This window comes from Apibacter muscae (assembly GCF_007845635.1).
Lineage (GTDB): Bacteria > Bacteroidota > Bacteroidia > Flavobacteriales > Weeksellaceae > Apibacter > Apibacter muscae.
The window spans coordinates 87,389-110,140 of the sequence record NZ_SELG01000029.1; the positions used below are offsets into that span (position 1 = coordinate 87,389).

Sequence of the window (22,752 nt, forward strand, 5' to 3'; positions counted from 1 at the left end):
TTTATCTATAAATCAATTTTCACTTGTGAATTTATAACACTTTTTATGAGCTTCTAATATATATATATATATATATATCAATCTTTAAACATTCCTAAAATTTTATTTAGAATTTAAGCACTTGAAATCCCTCTACGCTATGGCTAAGGTAAAAACACTAACTTTTGATTGGGGATTTTTTAATAGTTCTTCTGCACATGAAACAATCGTAGAACCTGTAGTAAAAACATCATCAACAATTAAATAATGAGAGGAGTGATTGTTTATACGTGTAAAAGTATTTTTCATTTTTGCTATTCTATCAAACTTGTTCAGCGTTGTCTGCGATTTTTTATGTAAGGTTCTTTCCAATGTTGAATCGTTATACTCACAATTTAAAAGATGAGCCAATCTTTGAGCACACGGCACCACTTGATTATAACCTCTTAGTTTTAATCTTTTACGGTGTATGGGTACTGGAACCACAGATTTAATATCTTTAAGAAATGTTTGATTTTTGTGATTTTCAAACCATAGATCAGCCATCCATGATCCAAGTTCTGGATAATTTTTATACTTTAGAAAATGAATCAGTTTTTGTGTTAAATTATCTTTATCAAAAAACAGTAATGCGCTTGCCGATTCTATATTTACTAAAGAATTAATTTTCTCGTACATGCAGTTTTCAGAATCTAACCGCCAATGTGTATAAGGCATCCTTCCCAGACATTTTTCACATAAATATTTTTGATGTGTAGGGATAATTAACCCACAACCAAAACATCTTAGAGGAAATAGGCTAGATAAGAACGTTTGCCACATTGTATTTTTATTTTACCTTTGCTTAAAGGTAATTAAAAATAAAACAAAGTGATTCGTTTAACTAAAATTTTTACGTTTGAAACTGCTCATGCCTTATGGGGCTATGATGGAAAATGTAAAAATATTCATGGACATTCCTACAAACTCTATGTTACTATTAAAGGAAATCCTCTGGAGGATTTAAATCATAAAAAAAATGGAATGGTAATGGATTTTGGTGATTTAAAGTCTATAATCAAAAAATTAATTATAGATCCTTTAGACCATGCAATATTGTTGAATGTAAACTCAAAACACAAAGATTTGGGAGAAAAACTTCTTTTGGAAGGTCATAAAGTTGTTTTTACCCCCTATCAACCTACTTGTGAAAATATGTTATTGGACTTTGCCTCCAAAATAAGTTCTCAACTTCCTGAGCCTATTGTTTTAACAAAACTAAAATTATTTGAAACTGAAACTTCCTACGGAGAATGGATATTGGAAGATCAATAAATATTGAATTACTGGAAGGTAAAAAGGTTTATTTTGCTTCTGATCAGCATTTTGGAGCTCCTAATGAATATTCTTCTAAAAAAAGAGAGAAAATATTTATTGAATTTTTAAATAAAATTAGTAACGATGCACAAGTTCTTTTTTTGTTAGGGGATTTATTTGATTTTTGGCATGAATATAAAACGGTAGTTCCTAAAGGATTTATTAGGGTTTTGGGCAAGTTGGCAGAACTTTCTGATCGTGGAATTCAAATTTATTTTTTTACAGGTAATCATGATTTATGGATGAATGATTACTTACAGGAAGAACTTCAAGTAATTTTATTTACAAAAGAACAAGAATTTATTATAAACGGAAAAAGCTTCTTTGTTGCTCATGGTGACGGTTTAGGACCTGGAGACCTAGGGTATAAACGGATGAAAAAATTGTTTACAAATCCTATTGCTAGATTTTTATTTCAGTGGTTACACCCAGACATAGGAGTTGCATTGGGGAATTATCTATCTAGAAAAAATAAATTAATTAGCGGAGCTGAAGATATTAAATTTTTAGGAGAGGATAATGAATGGTTAATCCTGTTTTCTAAAGAAAAATTAAAAGAAAAGTTTTATGACTATTTTATTTTTGGACATAGGCATTTACCTATGAACTTATCTCTAAGCTCAACCATGGAAAGTCGATATGTTAATTTGGGGGATTGGATTGTTTATTTTACCTATGCGGTCTTTGATGGACAGAATTTAGAATTATTAAACTATAAAGAATCTTAACAATTCTAAGCCTTAATATCTTTTAACGAAACATACAATTCAGGCAAACCATAATTTCTATAATTAAAAATACAATCTTTGCTTACTTCATAAGTAATTCTTTCTTTATCAAGTGTAAAAGACCCTAAACCTTTTAACGTTAGGGAATTGCTATTTTTTAAAGTATTTTTCCATTTCACTATCTCTTCCAACATGATTTTCTCTGCTTCATCCTGGTTTATATTTAAATAAGCCTGTAATTCTTTCACTAAATAGATATCATTGAGCTTATGAGGCTGTTCAAAAGCAACATATTTTTGGGGAGGTAATACTTTTCCAGTACTATGATCCTCTGTAACTGAAGAAAAATTTAGACTAAATTTTCCAAAGGTTGGCACAACAACTTCTTTATTTTTATCTAATAAAGATAAAATACAAGTAATTATTTCCATAAATAGATGATACATTTTTTACAAATATCGTAAAAAACTTTTCAACTTGTTTTATATCTAAAAATTTAAGTAATAACCTATCATTTAAAATTTTATATAATATCAATTATTTTAATATTTATATAAACTTTTAAAAAAGTTTGTACATTTATTACATGAGTATTGAACACATTGAAAAATCGTACAATGAAATCATAAATAAAGAAAAGGAAAACATTCATTCACTACAAAAAAAAATTTTAATTGTAGCCTGTTTACGCATGAGCTGTATTCTCTTAGGAATTATTTTTTGTTATAGATTCTGGGAGAATACCTATTTAACTTTCACATTATTCTTATTTTTTTTAATAAGTTTCATCTTATTACTAAAAGTTCATGAGAAACTTTTTTATAAGAAGAAATACTCTTTAGCCTTAATTCATCTGGCTGAAAATGAATTAAAAGGTTTAAATAATAATTTTTCTTCATTTGATGGGGCCCCAGAAGAAATTAATCCTGAACATAGCTTCAGTTTTGATCTTGATATATTTGGAGATCAATCCCTATTTCAATCTATAAATAGAACCATAGGTTCATTAGGTAAAAATATTTTAATTGAATACTTTGTTACGCCCTCTACGAATAAGGATGAAATCATAAATCGTCAAAAAGCTATTCAGGAACTTAAAAATAAACCTAAGTTAATGAATCACTTTAGGGTATCGGGAACTATTGATAAAAAGGAAGATATTTGCATTGAAAAATTTTCTAAATCTTTTAAACCTAACCAAATTTATTTTTATAAAAATAAACTCTGGAGCTTATTCATATATCTAGTCCCAATTACATATCTCATAGGTTTAATTTTAGCATTAACTGGTATCATTTCATCATATTGGCTAGGTTTACTATGGATCATAACTTTTACCATAAGCACTTTACAAATAAAAACAGTTAATAAAATTCTTGATATTTTTGATAAAAAAACGGATGTTCTTTCCTCTTACTCTTACCTATTTAAGATTATTGAAGATGAAAATTTTGCTAGTGAATTATTAAAAACTAATCAAAACCTACTACTAGTTCATAAAGAAAAAGCATCTAGAATTATTTATAAACTCTCTAGATATTGTTCCAACCTAAACATGGGTTTGGCTTACCCAATCGTTTTATTTTTCAATCCTGTTTTTCTTTGGAATGTTCGTTATGCTTATTTAATAGAAAAGTGGTTAACTAACTATCATTCATCTATTTTTCCTTGGATGCAAGCCCTTGGAAGATTTGATGCTTTTGTTTCCCTAGGAACCTTCTCTTATAATCATCCTGAATATATTATCCCTAACCCCACCAATGAACAATTTATATTGGAAGGAAAAGAAATTGGGCACCCTTTACTATCTAGAAATACTTGTGTTAAAAATAATATTACCATAAATAAAAAATCTTTTTTTATGGTTATAACTGGAGCAAATATGGCTGGGAAAAGTACCTATCTTCGAACAATTGGAACCAATTATTTACTTGCGTGTTTAGGTGCGCCTGTTTATGCAGAGGATTTCCTTTTTACCCCAAGTAATTTAGTAACCAATTTAAGAACCTCTGATTCCTTGGTTAATAATGAATCTTATTTTTTTTCAGAATTGAAACGATTAAAAATGATTATCGATCGTTTAAAATCTGGAGAACATTTATTTATTATTCTTGATGAAATATTAAAAGGAACAAATTCTGAAGATAAACAAAAAGGATCAATTGCTTTATTACAACAATTGATCCATCTAAAATCCAACGGAATGATTGCCACTCATGATCTTGAATTAGGAAAATTAGAGGTTCAATACCCCTCCCATATTGAAAACTATTGTTTTGAATCCCATATTATTGATAATAAACTTAGTTTTTCCTATAAAATGCAAAGAGGAATAGCTGAGAATATGAATGCAACTTTTTTAATGAAACAAATGGGAATTACAGGATTATAGTCTAAATTTTACAATCTATCAAATCCTTGAATCCTGCAATTAAATTTGTTTATTTTATATATCTGTGTATGTAATAAATTAAAGAATAAAAAAACTTATATAATTCCTATTTTACTATTGCAAACCATAATTAATGTAGTATTTACAATACTTAATTTTCATTTTCTTGGAATTTCTTTATTAACTTTTCACGATTATCTATAATCAATTTTAAAACTTCAAGAACATCTTTTTTTTCTCTTGAAAACCTTATTCTTACATTTTCTGGTGTAATTTTAAGCATCTTTGAAGCTAGAATATAATCTCCAATTTCCATTTTTTGTTTTAACTCCTTTAAATTCATGACTATATTAATTTCAATAAATAATTACAAATATATAAACCTATTGTTTATTTTAAAAACATTTTGTAAACATTTTTTGTATATATTTATAATATTACAACATCGAATTAAACAAACACTACACTATTATATGATAAATAATTGCATAATACATGGAAAATACAATAAATGAAAAGTATAATATAATGAAACATTCCATTAAAAAATTTCAATTGTATTTTAATATTAGTCAAGACAGTTCAAAGAATTTATTGAAATAATACCGAGTTAAAATGACTGGAAAAATAAATGAAATAATTTATGATCAAAAAGTTAGGCAAATCCTATATTAATGTGATAGATGGTAGAATTATACGATTAATATTTAACAATATCAACTATTAAAAACGCAATAAATATTCAAATCTATTTGTAACAAATAGATTTGAATAAAATAGTTTTATAAAACATTCATGTCGAATAATACTTGATTCATATTTCTTACAGCTTGAGCAGAGGCTTTAAACTTTTCTTTTTCTATCTCATTTAAATCTAATTCTATAATTTTTTCAACACCATTTTTACCTAACACTACTGGAACTCCAATACAAATATCAGATTCACCGTATTCTCCATCCAAATAAACGGAACATGGAATTATCTTTTTCTCATCCCTAATAATAGATTCTACAACAGCCATACCTGCTGCTCCTGGTGCATACCAAGCAGATGTACCTAATAATTTAGTTAACGTTGCTCCTCCTACCATAGTATCTTCCGCCACCTTTTGCAATTGTTCCGAAGATAATAACTTAGAAAAGTTAATTCCTTGGCAAGTGGCTAATCTTGTTAATGGAATCATTGTTGTATCTCCGTGACCTCCAATCACAGTTGCTTGAATATCATTTTGAGATACTCCTGATGCTAAAGATAAATAAGTTTTAAACCTAGAAGAATCTAAAGCTCCACCCATTCCAATAATTCTATTCTTATTTAACCCTAAAGATTTCAATGCTAAATATGTCATTGTATCCATAGGATTAGAAATTATTACTAGAATTGCATCCGGAGAATATTTCAATATATTAGACGCTACATCTTTAACTATACCAGCATTCGTACCTATTAAGTCTTCTCTAGTCATTCCTGGTTTTCTTGGAATACCTGATGTAATTACAGCCACGTTAGTTCCTGCAGTTTTAGAATAATCGTTTGTACTTCCAATAATTGATGTATCAAAACCCAAAATTGAAGTCGTCTGAGTAAGATCTAGCGCCTTACCCTCAGCTACTCCTTCCTTAATATCAACGATTACTAATTCATCAACTATTTCCTTTCTGGCTATATTATCAGCGCATGTTGCACCAACAGCTCCAGCTCCTACTACGGTTACTTTCATACTTTACTATTTATATATTAATGTTTTAATTTTCAATTACTTTCAAAAGTAATTTATATTACTCATTAAAAAAATATAATATATCAGTTTTTAACATTTTTTTGTAAGCAAAGAATTAGTTATTTTTTAATAAATTTGAAAATTATTTTTATCCAGATTTCAATGGAATATGAATTAACGGTCATTATACCGGTATACAATGAGGAAGAAAACCTTTTACGAGTTAAAGAAGAAATGGAACGCTTTATTAAAAGCGCAAAAAAAAAGTCTAAAGTTCTATTTGTCAATGATGGATCAAAGGATAATAGTCTAAATATTATTAAAAAAATTTGTCAAAATAATACCGATTTCTCATATATTTCATTCGATAAAAACTATGGTTTAAGTCCTGCAATTAAAGCAGGGTTTGATCATGTACAAACCCCTTGGGTAGGTTACATAGACGCCGACCTACAAACATCCCCCATGGATTTTAATTTACTCTTACCTTACGCAGATGATTACCAACTTATAACAGGAGTAAGAGCGAATCGAAAAGATTCTATAACTAAAAATCTATCTTCTAAAATAGCTAATGGAATTCGTCGCACATTCACTCATGACGGAATGGATGATACAGGATGCCCTTTAAAAATTTTACAAACTAAATATGCTAAGAGAATCCCTATGTTTAAAGGTTTGCATCGTTTTCTTCCTGCCATGATTTTGCTACAAAATGGAAAAATAATCCAAACCCCTATTGAACATTTTGAAAGAGTGGCTGGAAAATCTAAGTTTCATTTTTGGAACCGATTAATAGGTCCCTTTAGTGATTGCTTTGCATATTTATGGATGAAAAAAAAATATATTAATTATAAAGTAGAAGAAAAGAAAATATGACTTTTACTCTACTAGATATATCTTCTACCCCTCATAATCTTATTTATTATTTAACATTAGGTCTTGGTTTTACAGCTCAAATACTTTTTTCCAGCCGTATGATTATTCAATGGATTTCCGCAGAAAAAAACAAAAAGGTAACTTCAGATCTAATTTTTTGGCAAGTGAGCTTAGTTGCCTCTTTTTTTTTATTTATCTACGGATACCTACGTCATGATTTTTCAATCATGCTCGGACAATTGATAACCTACTATATATACATTAGAAACATACAGCTCCATAACGCATGGAAAAAATACCCTGTTGTTTTCCGATTTTTTATTTATTTTTTCCCTATACTATCAATAAGCTTAGGTTTATGGAATGGCACTATTGATATATTTAAATTATTCAGCAAAGAAATAATGCCGTTATGGCTATTAATTGCAGGAACAGTCGGACAACTTTTATTTACTATGAGATTTATCTACCAATGGTTGTATTCTGAAAAGCTCAAAAAATCTGAACTACCCATGGGTTTTTGGATACTAAGCTTAGCCGGATCTTTAATAATATTTATCTATTCAATTATAAGAAGAGACCCCGTGTTATTTGCTGGACATTGTATGGGAATAATTGTGTATACAAGAAATATAATTATTTTAACAAAAAATAATGAAATCTAATAAAGCTACATATACCTTAATCTTTATTGTATCAGCTATCATTCTTTTAGCAAATCTAAGTATTATCCCCATAAACATCATGGAAGCTCGTAATTTTATTACAGCCCGTGAAATGGTTGAAGATGGAAACTGGTTATTAACCACAATGAATGGTATGCCCAGATACGAGAAGCCTCCACTTCCCACTTGGATTACAGCAGCATTTGGTTTTGTTTTAGATTTTGAAACTACCACTTTCCTTCGGTTACCATCTGCCATAATTACCATGATTATGGTGTTTTATATTTATAAATTCTCTTTAAAATTAAATTTATCAAAAAAATCTAGTTTAAATAATGCACTTATACTAATAACATCCTTTTATATATATTTTGCAGGCAGGGATAATCAATGGGATATATATTGTCATAGTTTTATGATTGTATCCATTTATTATTTATGGAATCTTTTGCAATCAGATTCAAAGCCTTTAAAGAATACTTTACTAGGTGGAATTTTTTTAGCTTTTTCAATCCTAAGCAAAGGTCCCATTTCCTTGTATGCATTATTGCTACCTTTTATAATTGCTTATGGATTTACCTATAAATTCAATTTAAGAAATAAACAAGTCAATAAATCCATATTGATTTACATAATTATTGGTGTAATTATAGGAAGTTCATGGTCTATATATATACATTTTAAAGACCCTGAGCCCTTAGCTGCAATGACGAAAATAGAAACATCCAGATGGATTAGTGACTACAACTCAAAACCCTTTTACTATTATTGGGACTTTTTTCTACAATCAGGAATTTGGAGTATTTCTAGTTTAATTAGCCTTCAATACTTTTATTTAAAAAATAAAGTTTCTAATAAAAAAGCTTATACATTTACACTTCTATGGACTGTATCTTCTTTAATTTTATTAAGTATTATTCCTGAAAAAAAAGTACGATACCTATTACCTACTTTAATACCTCTAGCCCTAAATACCGGATTTTTTATAGAATATCTGATTAATGGAAAGAAAAATAAAAAAGATAGAATTTTAGGAATGTTTAATTTTATATTATTAGGTATCGTTGGGGTATTGTATCCCCTAGTTCTATTTTTAGGATTTTACGAAAAAATTTCTTCCCAACTCAACTGGGCAATCATCTCATCTCTATTCATGTTCTTTACTGGATGCTTAATAATTTATTTTTCACTAAAAAAAAATTTCAAGCAAGGATTTTATACTTTAATTGCTTATCAATGCATAATTATGGTATTTGTATTCCCATTAGCAAAAAGCTTTACACACAACACCAATTTTAAATCTGCTAAAGATTTAAGAACTCTTATAAAAACTAATATAGAATTGTATTCTTATAAATATATGACCCCAGAAATTGTGTGGGATTACGGTAAAAAAATACCGACAATTACAGATGATGGTTTAAAAGAAATGTTACCACACATGAAAGACAAACACATAGGTTTAATTTGTATACCCCAAGAAATAAAACATTTACAAAAAGAGTATGGAAACAAATTTAACGTAAAGAAAGTTTCTTATATTGACCTAAATATAGTTTCGCCTGACAATGAAAACTATAATGACAGACTTTACAAAACTTTTGTTATAATGTACCAAAAATAAAATCTTGTTTTGTTTTGCTTTTAATGTAAAAAGTATATAAATTTGTACAGAAAAATAAGAACATGAATATATTTACTAACATTTTAGGTATTATTCTAATCCTGACGTAACTCAGGATGAGTAATGCTTATGTAGTAAATGATTACAAAATATTAAAAGCCTTTCTCATCCTAGTATAGAGAAAGGCTTTTTTCATAAATAAACAAGGAATAAAAAGTACAATGGAGAAATTATTTATCTTCGACACCACATTACGGGATGGAGAACAAGTCCCTGGTTGTCAATTAAATACAATTGAAAAAATTGAAGTCGCAAAAGCATTAGAAGAACTAGGAGTTGATGTAATTGAAGCAGGTTTCCCTGTTTCCAGCCCTGGAGATTTTAATTCAGTTGTCGAAATATCTAAAGCTGTTACTTGGCCAACCATTTGTGCACTAACTCGAGCAGTTGAAAAAGACATTGAAGTTGCCGCTGAAGCCCTTAAATATGCAAAAAACAAACGAATACATACTGGTATTGGAACCTCTGATTTACACATTAAATATAAATTCAACTCCACCCAAGAGGAAATACTAAATAGGGCTGTTGCAGCAGTATCCTATGCAAAAAAATTTGTTGAAGATGTCGAATTCTATGCAGAAGATGCTGGTAGAACTAACAATGAATACTTAGCTAAAGTAGTTCAAGCAGTTGTAAATGCAGGTGCTACAGTTATTAACATACCTGACACCACGGGTTACTGTTTACCTACTGAATACGGAGAGAAAATAAAATATTTAGTTGAGCATGTGGATATGAAAAACGCAATCTTATCTACCCATTGTCATCAAGATTTAGGTATGGCTACCGCAAATTCAATTATGGGTGTAATTAATGGTGCAAGACAAGTAGAAGTTACCATTAATGGAATTGGTGAACGTGCCGGTAACACCTCCTTAGAAGAAGTTGTTATGGCTATAAAAAGCCACAAAGAATTAAATATAGAAACAAATATTAATACACAAAAAATATATCCATTAAGTAAGATGGTTTCTAACTTAATGAATATGCCAATTCAACCCAATAAAGCAATAGTAGGAAGAAATGCTTTTGCTCACTCTTCAGGAATTCACCAAGATGGTGTTTTAAAAAATTTATCTACTTACGAAATCATTGATCCTAAAGAAGTGGGTATAAAAGATAATTCCATTGTTCTTACTGCACGAAGTGGTAGACATGCTTTAAAAAGCAGATTAAACTTATTAGATATAAAAGTTGATGTAGACGAATTAAGTCAAATTTATACTAAATTTTTAGAGTTGGCAGACCGAAAAAAAGATATCAATGATGAAGATTTATTAATTTTATGCGGAAGAGAATTAAACAGCACTAACCGAATTAAGCTGGAATATTTACAAATTTCATCAGGGAAAGGAATGAAATCTGTAGCAGTAGTTACTTTAAACATAGCTGGAGAAAAATTCACAAATTCTTCCTTTGGAAATGGACCTGTTGATGCAGCAATTAAAGCCGTGAGAGAGATTATTAAAAGACAAGTGACAATTCAGGAATTTCTTATTCAAGCCATTAATAAAGGAAGCGACGATTTAGGAAAAGTACATATGCAAATTGAATATAACGACGTAGTTTATTATGGATTCTCAGCCAATACTGATATTACAACGGCCTCTGTAGAAGCTTTTATTGATGCTATAAATAAAATTCCTGTATAAATTAAAATAAGATTAATAATATTAAAATACTAATAAAAACATGAAAACGTTATTTGATAAAATCTGGGATGCGCATACTGTTTCAGAAATACCAGAAGGTCCTACGCAAATATACATAGATAGACATTTCTGTCATGAAGTAACCAGCCCCCAAGCATTTAATGGACTTAGAGAGCGAGGACTAAAAGTTTTTAGACCTAACCAAACCACTCTAACGGCAGATCACAATACCCCAACTTGTAATCAAGATCAACCGGTGAAAGATCCTATATCTAAAAAACAATTAGATACTCTTTCAAAAAACGCTGAAGAATTTGGATTAACTTTATATGCTCTTGGAAATGAAAGAAATGGAGTTGTACACATCATAGGTCCTGAAAATGGATACACGCAACCGGGTATGACCATTGTATGTGGAGACAGCCATACCTCCACCCATGGAGCCTTTGGAGCAATTGCCTTTGGTATAGGAACCAGTGAAGTTGAAATGGTATTAGCGACTCAATGTATCCTACAATCCCGTCCTAAAACAATGAGAATTACCTTTAACGGAAAATTACAAAAGGGAGTTACCGCTAAAGACTTAGCATTGTATATGATCTCACAATTAACCACTGGAGGTGCAACCGGTTATTTTGTAGAATACGCAGGTGAAGCCATAAGAAACTTAAATATGGAAGAGAGAATGACTCTTTGTAATTTAAGTATTGAGATGGGAGCAAGAGGAGGTTTGATCGCACCGGACGAAACTACTTTTGAATATATAAAAGGTAAGGATTTTGCCCCTAAAGGAGAAGCTTACGAAAAAGCCGTTGAATATTGGAAAACCCTTAAAACTGATGAAGGAGCTAAGTTTGATAGTGAATATGTATTTGACGCTGGCAAAATAGAACCTATGGTTACCTATGGAACCAATCCAGGAATGGGGGTCTCTATAACTGGAAATATTCCTACCCTTGAAGGATTGGATGAAACCGGAAGAATATCATTTCAAAAATCCTTAAACTATATGGGATTCGAAGCAGGAGATAAAATGGAAGGTAAACCTATAGATTATGTATTTCTTGGAAGTTGTACCAATGGAAGAATTGAAGACTTCAGAACTTTTGCAAACTTTGTAAAAGGGAAGAAAAAAGCAGAAAATGTTACTGCTTGGTTAGTACCTGGAAGTCATAGAGTAGAGAAACAATTGAAAGAAGAAGGCTTATATCAAATACTTGTAGATGCAGGTTTTGAGGTTCGCCAACCGGGGTGTTCTGCTTGTCTAGCCATGAATGACGATAAAGTTCCCGCTGGAAAATATTCAGTTTCTACCACCAACAGAAATTTTGAAGGAAGACAAGGACCAGGAGCTAGAACCATATTGGCAAGTCCATTAGTAGCAGCTGCCGCAGCTGTAACCGGAAAAATAACTGACCCAAGAAAACTTAACTAATTCTAATTTAATCTTAAAAAAATGGAAAAATTTCAAACGATAACATCAACCTGTGTCCCACTTCCCATAGAAAATGTTGATACTGACCAAATCATACCTGCACGTTTTTTAAAAGCCACAGATAAAGAAGGTTTCGGAGACAACTTATTTGCTGATTGGAGATATAATAAGGATGGAAGTCCTAAACCAGACTTTGTTCTTAACAACCCTACCTACTCAGGAAAAATATTAGTTGCAGGAAAAAATTTCGGTAGTGGATCAAGTAGAGAACACGCTGCTTGGGCAGTTTCCGGCTATGGGTTTAGAGCAGTAGTATCCAGCTACTTTGCAGATATATTTAGAAACAACTCTTTAAATAACGGTGTTTTACCAGTAGTTGTTAGCCCAGAATTTTTATCAGAGCTATTTGAAAGTATACATGCCGATCCTAAAAATACCATAACCATTGATTTGGATAAACAGATAATAACCAACAATCATACTGGAGAAGGTGAATCTTTTGAAATCAACGCTTATAAAAAAGAGTGCTTACAAAAAGGACTGGATGACATAGATTATCTTTTATCTAAAAAAGATAAAATAGAAGAATACGAAAAAAATAGAGTTTATTCTTATTAAAATAATTTTAAGTCAGTTTACAAATATTTGTAAACTGACTTATTTTAAAATTTATCTATAAGTTTATTAAAAGTCAAGGATATAATAAAAATGAGTACAATCGAGATCATGGATACAACTCTCCGAGATGGAGAACAAACCTCAGGAGTATCATTTTCCACGCAGGAAAAATTAAGTATCACGCGTTTATTAACTGAAATGGGTGTAAACCGCCTTGAAATTGCATCTGCAAAAGTATCAGAAGGTGAATTTAACACTGTGCAAAAGATTGCTAATTGGGCTAAGAATTCTGGACATTTAGATAAATTAGAAATTTTAGGTTTTGTAGATAATGGCATTTCTTTGGAATGGATTAAAAAATCCGGGTGTAAAACTATTAACTTACTAACTAAAGGATCCTTAAATCACGTAACCAACCAACTTAGAAAAACTCCTGAGCAACATCTGTATGATATAAAAAAAAATGTAGAATTAGCAAATTCAATGAATATACTGGTAAATGTATATTTAGAGGATTGGTCTAACGGAATGATACATTCTCCTGAATATGTTTATCAAATGCTTGATGAACTAAAGGATACTTCTATAAAAAGATTCATGCTTCCTGACACTTTAGGAATATTAAATCCGAATACGACAAAAAAATTCTGCAAAGATGTTATAACTAAATATCCAAAATTACACTTTGATTATCATGCTCATAATGATTATGATCTAGCAGTTGCTAATGTAATGGCAGCAGTTGAAGCTGGTGTCCAAGGAATTCATGTTACCATGAATGGTTTAGGAGAACGTGCCGGTAATGCTCCATTGCCAAGCGTAGTAGCTGTTTTACACGATCAAATGAAAATTAAAACTTCTATCAAGGAAAGTTTGCTTAACAAAGTAAGTCGTGTTGTAGAAACATATTCCGGTTTAAATATATCATCCAACCAACCCATAATAGGAGAAAATGTATTCACACAAACCGCTGGAATACATGCAGATGGGGATAATAAAAACAATTTATATTACAATGACTTGTATCCTGATCGGTTCGGGCGCGTACGTGAATATGCTTTAGGCAAATTATCAGGAAAATCAAACATTAAAAAAAATTTGGAAGCCTTAGGTATTGAACTGGACAATGATGAAATGATAAAGGTAACCAATCGGGTAATTGAACTGGGGGATAGAAAAGAAATTATTACTCAAGAAGACTTACCTTTTATTATTTCCGATGTATTAAATACCAATGAAAATGAAAAAAAGGTAAAAATAAAATCCTATGCTTTAGTCTTAAGCAAAGGGCTACATCCCACAGCATCTATTCAAGTTGAAATTAACGATAAAATCTATGAGCAAACCTCTTCGGGAGATGGGCAATACGATGCTTTTTTTAAGGCTGTTGCACTTATATATCAAAAACTAAATAAAACCAAACCTATCTTAACCAATTATAAAGTTATAATTCCTCCTGGAGGACATACGGACGCATTAGTTCAAACGGTTATTTCATGGAAGTATAACAATCATGAATTTAAAACTCGTGGTCTAGATGCTGACCAGACAGAAGCAGCAATTCAAGCCACTGAAAAAATGCTCAACATCATTGAAAAAATGTAATTAAATTTATTTAATATAACCCACAACAACATGAAATTAAATATAGCAGTTCTACCAGGCGATGGAATAGGTCCTGAAATTGTTACTCAAGCTTTAGAAGTAACAAAAGCTATTTGTTCAAAATTCAATCATGAATTATCATACAAAGAGGCTTTAGTAGGAGCCATTGCCATCGATAAAACAGGTGTACCCTACCCCCAAGAAACTCATGAACTATGTATGGCATCAGATGCTGTATTATTTGGAGCTATCGGGGATCCTAAGTACGACAATAATCCTTCAGCAAAAGTTCGTCCAGAACAAGGCTTACTTAAAATGAGAAAAGACTTGGGCTTATATGCAAACTTAAGACCCATTAATACATTCCCTTCACTTATTCATAAATCCCCATTAAGAGCAGAACTGGTAGATGGAGCTGACTTTATGTGCGTAAGAGAATTAACCGGAGGCTTGTATTTTGGACGCCCCCAAGGTAGAAGTGAAGATGGAAATACGGCCTACGACACCTGTGTATATACCAGAGAAGAGATCGAAAGAATTGTTAGGCTATCTTATAAATTGGCAGAACAAAGAAATAAAAAATTAACCATTGTAGATAAAGCGAATGTCTTATGTACTTCACGTTTATGGAGACAAGTAGCACAGGAAATTGAAAAAGAATTTCCGCATATAGAAACAGAATATATGTTCGTGGATAATGCTGCAATGCAAATTATACAATGGCCTAAACGATTTGACGTTTTAGTTACTGAAAACTTATTTGGAGATATTCTTACAGATGAAGCATCTGTGATCACTGGTTCTTTAGGAATGCTTCCTTCTGCCTCTATTGGAATACATACTTCTGTATTTGAGCCGATCCATGGATCATACCCTCAAGCAGCAGGAAAGAATATAGCCAATCCTTTAGCTACCATTTTATCAGCTGCCCTAATGCTTGAATACGCTTTTGACTTAAAAGAAGAAGGAGCATTAATTAGAAAAGCTGTTGATGCTTCTATGGATGCAAAAGTAGTTACAGAAGATATAGCCTCTGGAGAAAAAGCATATTCCACCTCTGAAGTCGGAGAATGGATAATTAATTTTATTAAAAATAATTAGAATTATTGACTTATAAAGAAGTAAAAAAGACCTTTGTATTAAAGGTCTTTTCTATTTATATTTGGTTTACACAGAAAGTTAATATTTAAAAATAATAACCCTTTAATAAGTATTTAGATATTTGAGTGTTTTACATCTCCAATAATTCTAACTTTAAATATATAATAGCAACTACTTCAGTTTCACTATTAATTAGTTCAACCATTTACTAATTCCGAATTTGTGTTTATAAAATTTTCAATACATTCTTTAATGATCATTTAAAAGCACATTAACTTCATTAAAACCTCCTCCGTTATATACTTCTGTTAATCCTTGATCTTTTAAAAAATTAACTACGTTCTCTGAACGATTCCCGGAACGACAAAACACAACTAAGGGTTTAGAAAACAATTTGATTTCATCCAATCTTTCGGGAACTTCTCTCATGGGGATTAAAATCGCACCCTTAACTTCACCTTCATTAATTAATTCCTCTTTTTCCCTAACATCTAGAAAGGTAACTGTAGGTTCTTTTATTATTTTATCAATTTCCATAATTCACTTATACTTTAACTATTATAAGCAAAAATACAAATACACTTTAAATCTTAGTCATTTTACTCTTTAAGAAATTTATGTATGTCTATTTAAGAAGTAGAAACATATAAAATGAATTCAGAACCATTTTTATCAGCAAAAAATTTATTGAGCTATTTATATAAATATATTTTAATAATTTTTTAAAATTTAATAACCTATAAATTACTAATCAGCTTTGTAGAATATAATTTTTTCTTAACATAAATAAAACATTAAAATTAAAATTAAAATTAAAATTATAATTATAATTATATTTTATTTTTTTTATTTAATTTTGGATTGAAATTCAATACAAGAATAATAATTGAAAAAGATTAATTCAAATATTTCTTTTTATTTAAATTCCTTTTATAGGCAGATTAGGCTTTGATTATAATTTAAATCAATTACAAAGCCGCTACTACATGACTTATAGAAATTCTCACTGCATTTCTTTAATTTAAAACTTTAACCAAACTCATTATCAATATTACAATATGAAAATTAATATTGTTGTTGCTACAGAAGAGCATTACAAATATGCTGAGGAAATTTGCGAAACCATATACCAATCTGCTATAGTAAGAGGAACCGGAATTGCGAAACGAACTCCTGAATATATACAAAATAAAATGGATCAACGTCAAGCAATAATAGCTTTAGATGGTGAAAAATTTGCAGGATTTTGTTACATTGAGAAATGGCAAAATGGACAATTTGTAGTTCATTCCGGCTTAATCGTTCAACCGGATTACAGAAGCATTGGTTTAGCAAAAAAAATTAAAAAATTTGTGTTTGATTACACTAGAAAAACATTTCCTGAGGCTAAAATATTTGGGATTACTACCGGGTTAGCAGTAATGAAAATCAACTCTGAGCTTGGATACAAACCAGTACCTTTCTCTGAATTAACTGAAGACCCAGAGTTTTGGAACGGTTGTAAAACTTGCACCAATTTTAATATATTACAAAGTAAACAAAATAAAATGTGTTTGTGCACTGGTATGCTATTTGACCCTAAGACTGAAACAAAATCTTCTACGCAGGAAAAGAAAAATTCTTTTGATAAAAAAATACTTAATCGTTTAAAAAAAATTAAAGAATCTTTGTTGCTTAAATAACCAATCATTAAAATTAAAAACCTTACTTAAAACCTAATTTAAACTAAAAGTTATTCAATCATGAAAAAAGCAGTTTTAGCCTACAGTGGTGGATTAGATACCTCCTATTGTTTAGTTAATCTCTCCAGAGAACAAAACATGGAAATTCATACAGTCATCGTTAATACAGGAGGATTTTCAGAAGAGGAACTAAAAAACATAGAAAAAAGAGCTTATCAGCTCGGTTCCAAACATCATGAAACTATTGATATTACTGAAAAATTTTATAAGGAATGTTTACGCTATCTAATTTTTGGTAATATTTTAAAAAATAATACCTATCCCCTATCTGTAAGTGCTGAAAGAATGTTTCAGTCTATAGCTATTGCCGAGTACTCAAAAAAAATAAATGCTGAATATATAATACATGGCAGTACTGGAGCCGGTAACGATCAAATTCGTTTTGATTTAGCCTTTGCTATAATTTCACCACAATCAAAAATCATAACTCCCATACGAGATGAAAAACTATCACGACAACAAGAAGTCGAATACCTGCAAAATCAGGGTATTGATATGAATTGGGAAAAAGCAAAATATTCCATTAATAAGGGCATTTGGGGAACTTCTGTAGGTGGAGTGGAAACCCTTACTTCCAATCAAGCACTTCCCGAGGAGGCTTACCCCACCCAACTATCGGAAAATAATCCTTTACAAATAGAATTGGAATTTGAAAAAGGTGAGCCTATAGGACTCAATGGAGAAAGATTGGAGCCTGTCTCTCTCATTCAAAAATTAAACGATATAGGAGGTAAATATGCAATTGGTAGAGACATTCATATCGGAGATACAATTCTAGGGATTAAAGGAAGAGTTGGTTTTGAAGCTCCAGCTCCAGTTTTACTAATTAAAGCACATCATTTACTTGAAAAGCATACCCTTTCTCGTTGGCAACTTTTACATAAAGATTCTTTAGCGAATTGGTACGGAACTCTATTGCACGAAGCTCAATATCTAGATCCTATAATGAGAGATATTGAAAAATTTTTAGAATCGTCCCAAAATCATGTCACTGGAAAAGTACACATAGAATTAAATCCCTATTATTTTAAAATGATCGGTATAGAGTCCCCTTACGATATGATGCAGTCTAAAGTAGCCATCTATGGTGAGGAGAATGATGCTTGGGATTCCAGAGACGCAAAAGGATTTATAAAAATTTTTGGTAATCAGTTAAAAATTTACCATAACTTAAAAGATAAAAATTAAACAATAAGAATCCTGTTAAATTTAAATGAATAAAAATTGAAAAAATTAAAAGTTAGCATTGTTGGAGGTGCAGGATATACAGCCGGAGAATTGCTTCGAATTCTTATTCATCATCCTAGAGTAGAAATAAAATCTGTATATAGTACTACGAATGCAGGAAATCCTATAACCCAAATTCATACCGATTTGTTGGGAGAAACTAAATTAGTATTTACTAATACTTTAGACTATGAATCTGATGTGGTTTTTCTATGCTTAGGCCATGGAAATTCAAAAAAATTCTTAGAAGAAAATCCTTTTTCTACGAATACCAAAATCATAGATTTAAGCAATGATTTTAGACTTCAACCCAATCATACTTTTCAAAAAAAGGTTTTTACTTATGGTTTACCTGAACTTCATAAAGAAAAAATAAAAGAGGCTCAACATATTGCTAATCCTGGATGCTTTGCAACAGCAATCCAACTAGCCCTATTACCTTTAGCTTATAAAAAAATAATAAACTCAGACATTCATATAAATGCTGTAACCGGTTCGACCGGTGCAGGACAATCCCTATCTCCAACTACACATTTTAGTTGGAGAAACAACAATGCCTCTTTTTATAAAGAATTTAGCCATCAGCATGAAGCGGAAATCTCACAAAGTATCTACCAATTAGGTCAAAACAAACATCAATTATATTTTCTTCCTATGCGGGGGGACTTTCCAAGAGGAATATTAGCAGGAGTTTATATAAAATCTGATCTATCTAGAGAGGAAGCTATAGATATTTATAATGAGTATTATGAAGAACATCCTTTTACATTTGTTTCCGATCAACCTCTATCAATGAAACAGGTACTCAATACCAATAAATGTTTATTAGAGATTCAAAAACATAAGGATGTTTTATTAATCACTTCAGTGATTGATAATTTAACTAAAGGAGCCTCTGGGCAAGCGGTACAAAATATGAATCTACTATTTGGTTTCAATGAAATGGAAGGTTTACATTTAAAATCTATTGGCTTTTAAATTTCAAAACACAAAAAAATATTACAATGAAAATAGCCATCATAGGAGCAGGAAATTTAGGCTTATCTATAGCCAAGGGCATTATAAAAAGTGATCTATATAAATCTTTATACATTACAAAAAGAAATATTAATACTATCAAAGAATTAAAAACCTCTGATAAAATTCACTTTACCCGTGACAATCAAGAGGCTATAATAAATTCTGATGTAATTATATTCGCAATTCAGCCTTATCAATTGGAAGAAATATTAATTCAAAACAAAAACCTTTTTACCAATGAAAAAACTATCATCTCAGTAGTGTTGGGTTATACTACTGAAAATATTGAAAAAATTATAGGTTTTCAACACCCCATTATACGAGCGATGCCTAATACGGCAATTGCAGTGGGACAGTCTATGACCTGTATATGTTCCAACAAAAGTGGGGTTGAAAGAATGAAACTTGCTTTAAATATTTTCAATTCATTAGGACATACCTTAGAAATTACTGAAAAACATATGTCTGCTGCTACAGTTATTTGTGGAAGCGGAATTGCATTTTGGATGAGAATGTTACGCGCCACCACAGAAGGAGCTGTGGAAATGGGGCTTGAAGCTGATGAAGCCCTAGATATGGCCATTCATTCTTGTCTTGGGGCAGCTAAACTTTTAAAATCAACTAACAACAACCCGGAACAAGAAATTGACAAAGTAACTACACCGGGGGGATGCACCATTACCGGTTTAAATGAAATGGAACATCATGGATTAAGTTCCTCAATTATCAAGGGGCTTATTGCATCTTTTCATAAAGTTAATCATATTACTGATAAATAAAAAACACAATCAACATGAGCTTATTTGACGTTTACCCACTTTATAATATCACTCCAGAAAAGGCAAAAGGCGCAACTGTTTGGGATAAAAAAGGAATCCCCTATCTTGATTTTTATGGAGGGCATGGAGTTATTTCAATCGGGCATTCTCACCCAACCTATGTAAATTATCTTACAGAACAAGTAAATAAAATTGGGTTTTATTCCAATTCCATCATCAATCCACTACAAGAAAAATTAGGTCTAATACTCCCTGAATTCTCCGGCTATCCTGATTATAGTTTGTTTTTATGCAACTCAGGGGCTGAAGCTAATGAAAACGCACTAAAACTTGCTTCTTTCCATACACAAAAATCTAGAGTCATTGCTTTTAAGAATAGCTTTCATGGAAGAACTTCTGCTGCGGTTGCTGCTACTGATAATACTAAAATTGTAGCGCCAATAAACGCTCAACAAAAGGTAACTTTCCTAGAATTAAATGATATAGATTCACTAAAAAAAGAACTTGAAAAAGGCGATGTTTCTTCTGTTATTATAGAAGCCATACAAGGAGTTGGAGGATTAGAGGAAGGAACTACCGATTTTTTTAGAGAGCTTGAAAAATTATGCAAACAAAACCAAGTGGTTCTTATATTAGATGAAATACAATGCGGTTATGGTAGATCTGGAAAATTTTTTGCGCATCAATATCACGATATAAAAGCTGACATTATTTCTTTAGCTAAAGGAATGGGAAATGGTTTTCCTGTGGGTGGAATTCTAATATCTCCAGAATTTAAGGCTTCTTATGGTTTACTAGGGACCACCTTTGGTGGGAATCATTTGGCTTGTGCTGCCGCTTTAGCCGTTTTAGAAGTTATGAAAAATGAAAAAATTTTAGATAATGTAAATGAACAATCTCAATATTTTATAGAAAAATTCAAAACTATTCCTCAAATAAAAAGAATTAAAGGAAAAGGTTTAATGCTAGGCTTAGAATTTGACTTTGAAATTGCCGATTTAAGAAAAAAACTCATTTACGAAAAAAATATTTTCACCGGCAATTCAAACAACAAAAAATTACTACGCATTTTACCTCCACTTACAATTAAAAATCAGGAAATAGATACGCTATTTGAAAGCTTAAAATCTTGTGTGCAATAAATAAGAAATAATTCAATTGAAAATGAAAAAATACACTTCTGTTGACGATATTGAAAATTTAGATCAAATATTACAACTTGCTAAAAAGATTAAAGAAAATCCTTTTGACTATAAAGAATTAGGAAAAAATAAAACCCTAGGTCTATTATTTTTCAATCCTAGTTTACGCACCCGTCTTAGCACACAAAAAGCCGCGCAAAACTTAGGTATGGAATGTATAGTTATGAATCTAAATAGTGAAGGTTGGACTTTAGAATTTGAAGATGGAGCAATTATGAACGGCTCTTCTTCCGAACATATAAAAGAAGCAGCAAAAGTAATTTCTCAATATTGCGATCTTATAGGCATTAGAAGTTTTCCTTCCTTAAAAGATAAAGAAAAAGATGCAGCTGAATCCATTATATCGTCATTTGTAAAGCATTCCACAGTTCCAGTAATAAGCTTAGAAGGATCTACCGAACATCCACTACAAGCCTTAGCTGATGCTTTAACCATTGAAGAATATAAGACAACTAAACGACCAAAAGTGGTACTTAGTTGGGCACCTCATCCTAAGGCACTGCCACAATCCGTACCCAATTCTTTTATAAAAATGATGAAAAAAATGGATGTTGATTTTGTAATTACACATCCAGAAGGTTATGAATTAAATCCAGAAATAACTAAAGGTGTAAGCATAGAATATAATCAAGATGAAGCTTTTAAAAACGCAGATTTTATTTATGGAAAAAATTGGAGCAATTACATTCATTACGGTGAAATCACCAATAATGATCCTACTTGGACCATTGGAAGTAGACAAATGAATTTAACTAATAATGCTAAATTTATGCATTGTCTGCCAGTCAGAAGAAATGTTGTGGTTACAGATGAAATCTTAGATAGTGATTCATCCATCGTAATTCCACAAGCCAATAATCGCACATACTCTGCACAAACCATAATCACAAGCTTATTAAACAACCTAGAATAGGTATAAAATTATTTTTCTACTAACCTAATTTAAAATAAAAATCCCTTTTTTTAT

The 22,752-nt window shown here is 30.8% G+C and carries 22 protein-coding genes; 17 read left to right on the plus strand and 5 right to left on the minus strand.

All coding sequences use genetic code 11. The features are described 5' to 3' along the window. Positions 1-132: 132 nt before the first annotated feature. Positions 133-801, minus strand: a complete 669-nt coding sequence (locus tag ETU08_RS02505) for a ComF family protein (RefSeq protein WP_146261437.1) — start codon at positions 799-801, stop codon at positions 133-135. 48 nt (positions 802-849) lie between these two features. On the opposite strand from ETU08_RS02505, the gene ETU08_RS02510 reads away from it, so the two are divergent. Then, positions 850-1,293, plus strand: a complete 444-nt coding sequence (locus ETU08_RS02510; protein WP_146261438.1) for a 6-pyruvoyl trahydropterin synthase family protein — start codon at positions 850-852, stop codon at positions 1,291-1,293. Continuing rightward, positions 1,272-2,063 carry a UDP-2,3-diacylglucosamine diphosphatase gene (locus ETU08_RS02515; RefSeq protein WP_146261439.1) on the plus strand — a complete coding sequence of 264 codons (792 nt, stop codon included), beginning with the start codon at positions 1,272-1,274 and terminating at the stop codon, positions 2,061-2,063. The genes ETU08_RS02510 and ETU08_RS02515 overlap by 22 nt, the downstream gene beginning before the upstream one ends. A 5-nt stretch (positions 2,064-2,068) precedes the next feature. Here ETU08_RS02515 and ETU08_RS02520 read toward each other — a convergent pair whose 3' ends face one another. Then, positions 2,069-2,494, minus strand: coding sequence for an HU domain-containing protein (locus tag ETU08_RS02520; RefSeq protein WP_146261440.1), 426 nt, complete (start codon positions 2,492-2,494; stop codon positions 2,069-2,071). A 155-nt stretch (positions 2,495-2,649) separates the two neighbouring features. Here ETU08_RS02520 and ETU08_RS02525 point away from each other — a divergent pair, with 155 nt between their 5' ends. Next, the gene (locus ETU08_RS02525; RefSeq protein ID WP_146261441.1) at positions 2,650-4,455 is read left to right on the plus strand and encodes a MutS-related protein; all 1,806 of its coding nucleotides are present in this window, start codon (positions 2,650-2,652) and stop codon (positions 4,453-4,455) included. A 151-nt stretch (positions 4,456-4,606) separates the two neighbouring features. On the opposite strand, the gene ETU08_RS02530 is transcribed toward ETU08_RS02525, so the two are convergent. Next, positions 4,607-4,798 carry a hypothetical protein gene (locus ETU08_RS02530; RefSeq protein WP_146261442.1) on the minus strand — a complete coding sequence of 64 codons (192 nt, stop codon included), beginning with the start codon at positions 4,796-4,798 and terminating at the stop codon, positions 4,607-4,609. Positions 4,799-5,237: 439 nt separating this feature from the next. Next, positions 5,238-6,176, minus strand: coding sequence for a malate dehydrogenase (mdh, locus tag ETU08_RS02535; protein WP_146261443.1), 939 nt, complete (start codon positions 6,174-6,176; stop codon positions 5,238-5,240). 162 nt (positions 6,177-6,338) lie between these two features. On the opposite strand from mdh, the gene ETU08_RS02540 reads away from it, so the two are divergent. The 8 genes from ETU08_RS02540 (at position 6,339) to leuB (ending at position 15,815) form a co-directional block, all read left to right on the plus strand. Then, positions 6,339-7,055, plus strand: a complete 717-nt coding sequence (locus ETU08_RS02540; RefSeq protein WP_146261444.1) for a glycosyltransferase — start codon at positions 6,339-6,341, stop codon at positions 7,053-7,055. Further along, on the plus strand, positions 7,052-7,720 hold the full coding sequence (locus ETU08_RS02545; RefSeq protein ID WP_146261445.1) for a lipid-A-disaccharide synthase N-terminal domain-containing protein: 669 nt from the start codon (positions 7,052-7,054) through the stop codon (positions 7,718-7,720). Before ETU08_RS02540 ends, ETU08_RS02545 begins: the two co-directional genes overlap by 4 nt. After that, on the plus strand, positions 7,710-9,344 hold the full coding sequence (locus ETU08_RS02550) for an ArnT family glycosyltransferase (RefSeq protein ID WP_146261446.1): 1,635 nt from the start codon (positions 7,710-7,712) through the stop codon (positions 9,342-9,344). Before ETU08_RS02545 ends, ETU08_RS02550 begins: the two co-directional genes overlap by 11 nt. Positions 9,345-9,565: 221 nt before the next feature. Further along, the gene (locus ETU08_RS02555) at positions 9,566-11,056 is read left to right on the plus strand and encodes a 2-isopropylmalate synthase (protein WP_146261447.1); all 1,491 of its coding nucleotides are present in this window, start codon (positions 9,566-9,568) and stop codon (positions 11,054-11,056) included. A 40-nt stretch (positions 11,057-11,096) separates the two neighbouring features. Beyond that, the gene (gene leuC / locus ETU08_RS02560; RefSeq protein ID WP_146261448.1) at positions 11,097-12,491 is read left to right on the plus strand and encodes a 3-isopropylmalate dehydratase large subunit; all 1,395 of its coding nucleotides are present in this window, start codon (positions 11,097-11,099) and stop codon (positions 12,489-12,491) included. A 21-nt stretch (positions 12,492-12,512) separates the two neighbouring features. Beyond that, the gene (gene leuD, locus ETU08_RS02565; RefSeq protein WP_146261449.1) at positions 12,513-13,109 is read left to right on the plus strand and encodes a 3-isopropylmalate dehydratase small subunit; all 597 of its coding nucleotides are present in this window, start codon (positions 12,513-12,515) and stop codon (positions 13,107-13,109) included. A 90-nt stretch (positions 13,110-13,199) separates the two neighbouring features. Then, positions 13,200-14,714 carry an alpha-isopropylmalate synthase regulatory domain-containing protein gene (locus tag ETU08_RS02570; protein WP_260390978.1) on the plus strand — a complete coding sequence of 505 codons (1,515 nt, stop codon included), beginning with the start codon at positions 13,200-13,202 and terminating at the stop codon, positions 14,712-14,714. 30 nt (positions 14,715-14,744) lie between these two features. Then, positions 14,745-15,815 (plus strand): 3-isopropylmalate dehydrogenase, encoded by a 1,071-nt coding sequence (leuB, locus tag ETU08_RS02575; protein WP_146261450.1) that lies wholly within the window; start codon positions 14,745-14,747, stop codon positions 15,813-15,815. Positions 15,816-16,064: 249 nt separating this feature from the next. Here leuB and ETU08_RS02580 read toward each other — a convergent pair whose 3' ends face one another. Continuing rightward, the gene (locus ETU08_RS02580) at positions 16,065-16,352 is read right to left on the minus strand and encodes a rhodanese-like domain-containing protein (protein ID WP_146261451.1); all 288 of its coding nucleotides are present in this window, start codon (positions 16,350-16,352) and stop codon (positions 16,065-16,067) included. A gap of 521 nt (positions 16,353-16,873) precedes the next feature. Here ETU08_RS02580 and ETU08_RS02585 point away from each other — a divergent pair. The 6 genes from ETU08_RS02585 to ETU08_RS02610 are packed head-to-tail and all read left to right on the plus strand — an operon-like array spanning position 16,874 to position 22,698. Further along, a complete protein-coding gene (locus ETU08_RS02585) occupies positions 16,874-17,497 on the plus strand; it encodes a GNAT family N-acetyltransferase (protein ID WP_146261452.1) in 624 nt (207 codons plus the stop codon). Positions 17,498-17,557: 60 nt separating this feature from the next. Next, the gene (gene argG, locus ETU08_RS02590) at positions 17,558-18,745 is read left to right on the plus strand and encodes an argininosuccinate synthase (RefSeq protein ID WP_221410534.1); all 1,188 of its coding nucleotides are present in this window, start codon (positions 17,558-17,560) and stop codon (positions 18,743-18,745) included. 36 nt (positions 18,746-18,781) lie between these two features. Further along, positions 18,782-19,762 carry an N-acetyl-gamma-glutamyl-phosphate reductase gene (gene argC, locus ETU08_RS02595; RefSeq protein ID WP_146261454.1) on the plus strand — a complete coding sequence of 327 codons (981 nt, stop codon included), beginning with the start codon at positions 18,782-18,784 and terminating at the stop codon, positions 19,760-19,762. 26 nt (positions 19,763-19,788) lie between these two features. After that, entirely contained in the window at positions 19,789-20,583 is a 795-nt protein-coding gene (gene proC, locus ETU08_RS02600) for a pyrroline-5-carboxylate reductase (RefSeq protein ID WP_146261455.1), read from the plus strand. Between the two features lie 14 nt (positions 20,584-20,597). After that, positions 20,598-21,725 carry an aspartate aminotransferase family protein gene (locus ETU08_RS02605; RefSeq protein WP_146261456.1) on the plus strand — a complete coding sequence of 376 codons (1,128 nt, stop codon included), beginning with the start codon at positions 20,598-20,600 and terminating at the stop codon, positions 21,723-21,725. 22 nt (positions 21,726-21,747) lie between these two features. Continuing rightward, positions 21,748-22,698, plus strand: coding sequence for an N-acetylornithine carbamoyltransferase (locus ETU08_RS02610; protein ID WP_146261457.1), 951 nt, complete (start codon positions 21,748-21,750; stop codon positions 22,696-22,698). Positions 22,699-22,752: the final 54 nt, after the last annotated feature.

Bases quoted from the DNA above. Each gene is read 5' to 3' on its own strand.
- ETU08_RS02505 (WP_146261437.1), bottom strand. From the start codon at position 801: ATGTGGCAAACGTTCTTATCTAGCCTATTTCCTCTAAGATGTTTTGGT.
- ETU08_RS02515 (WP_146261439.1), top strand. From the start codon at position 1,272: ATGGATATTGGAAGATCAATAAATATTGAATTACTGGAAGGTAAAAAG.
- ETU08_RS02520 (WP_146261440.1), bottom strand. From the start codon at position 2,494: ATGGAAATAATTACTTGTATTTTATCTTTATTAGATAAAAATAAAGAA.
- ETU08_RS02525 (WP_146261441.1), top strand. From the start codon at position 2,650: ATGAGTATTGAACACATTGAAAAATCGTACAATGAAATCATAAATAAA.
- ETU08_RS02530 (WP_146261442.1), bottom strand. From the start codon at position 4,798: ATGAATTTAAAGGAGTTAAAACAAAAAATGGAAATTGGAGATTATATT.
- mdh (WP_146261443.1), bottom strand. From the start codon at position 6,176: ATGAAAGTAACCGTAGTAGGAGCTGGAGCTGTTGGTGCAACATGCGCT.
- ETU08_RS02540 (WP_146261444.1), top strand. From the start codon at position 6,339: ATGGAATATGAATTAACGGTCATTATACCGGTATACAATGAGGAAGAA.
- ETU08_RS02545 (WP_146261445.1), top strand. From the start codon at position 7,052: ATGACTTTTACTCTACTAGATATATCTTCTACCCCTCATAATCTTATT.
- ETU08_RS02550 (WP_146261446.1), top strand. From the start codon at position 7,710: ATGAAATCTAATAAAGCTACATATACCTTAATCTTTATTGTATCAGCT.
- ETU08_RS02555 (WP_146261447.1), top strand. From the start codon at position 9,566: ATGGAGAAATTATTTATCTTCGACACCACATTACGGGATGGAGAACAA.
- leuC (WP_146261448.1), top strand. From the start codon at position 11,097: ATGAAAACGTTATTTGATAAAATCTGGGATGCGCATACTGTTTCAGAA.
- leuD (WP_146261449.1), top strand. From the start codon at position 12,513: ATGGAAAAATTTCAAACGATAACATCAACCTGTGTCCCACTTCCCATA.
- ETU08_RS02570 (WP_260390978.1), top strand. From the start codon at position 13,200: ATGAGTACAATCGAGATCATGGATACAACTCTCCGAGATGGAGAACAA.
- leuB (WP_146261450.1), top strand. From the start codon at position 14,745: ATGAAATTAAATATAGCAGTTCTACCAGGCGATGGAATAGGTCCTGAA.
- ETU08_RS02580 (WP_146261451.1), bottom strand. From the start codon at position 16,352: ATGGAAATTGATAAAATAATAAAAGAACCTACAGTTACCTTTCTAGAT.
- ETU08_RS02585 (WP_146261452.1), top strand. From the start codon at position 16,874: ATGAAAATTAATATTGTTGTTGCTACAGAAGAGCATTACAAATATGCT.
- argG (WP_221410534.1), top strand. From the start codon at position 17,558: ATGAAAAAAGCAGTTTTAGCCTACAGTGGTGGATTAGATACCTCCTAT.
- proC (WP_146261455.1), top strand. From the start codon at position 19,789: ATGAAAATAGCCATCATAGGAGCAGGAAATTTAGGCTTATCTATAGCC.
- ETU08_RS02605 (WP_146261456.1), top strand. From the start codon at position 20,598: ATGAGCTTATTTGACGTTTACCCACTTTATAATATCACTCCAGAAAAG.
- ETU08_RS02610 (WP_146261457.1), top strand. From the start codon at position 21,748: ATGAAAAAATACACTTCTGTTGACGATATTGAAAATTTAGATCAAATA.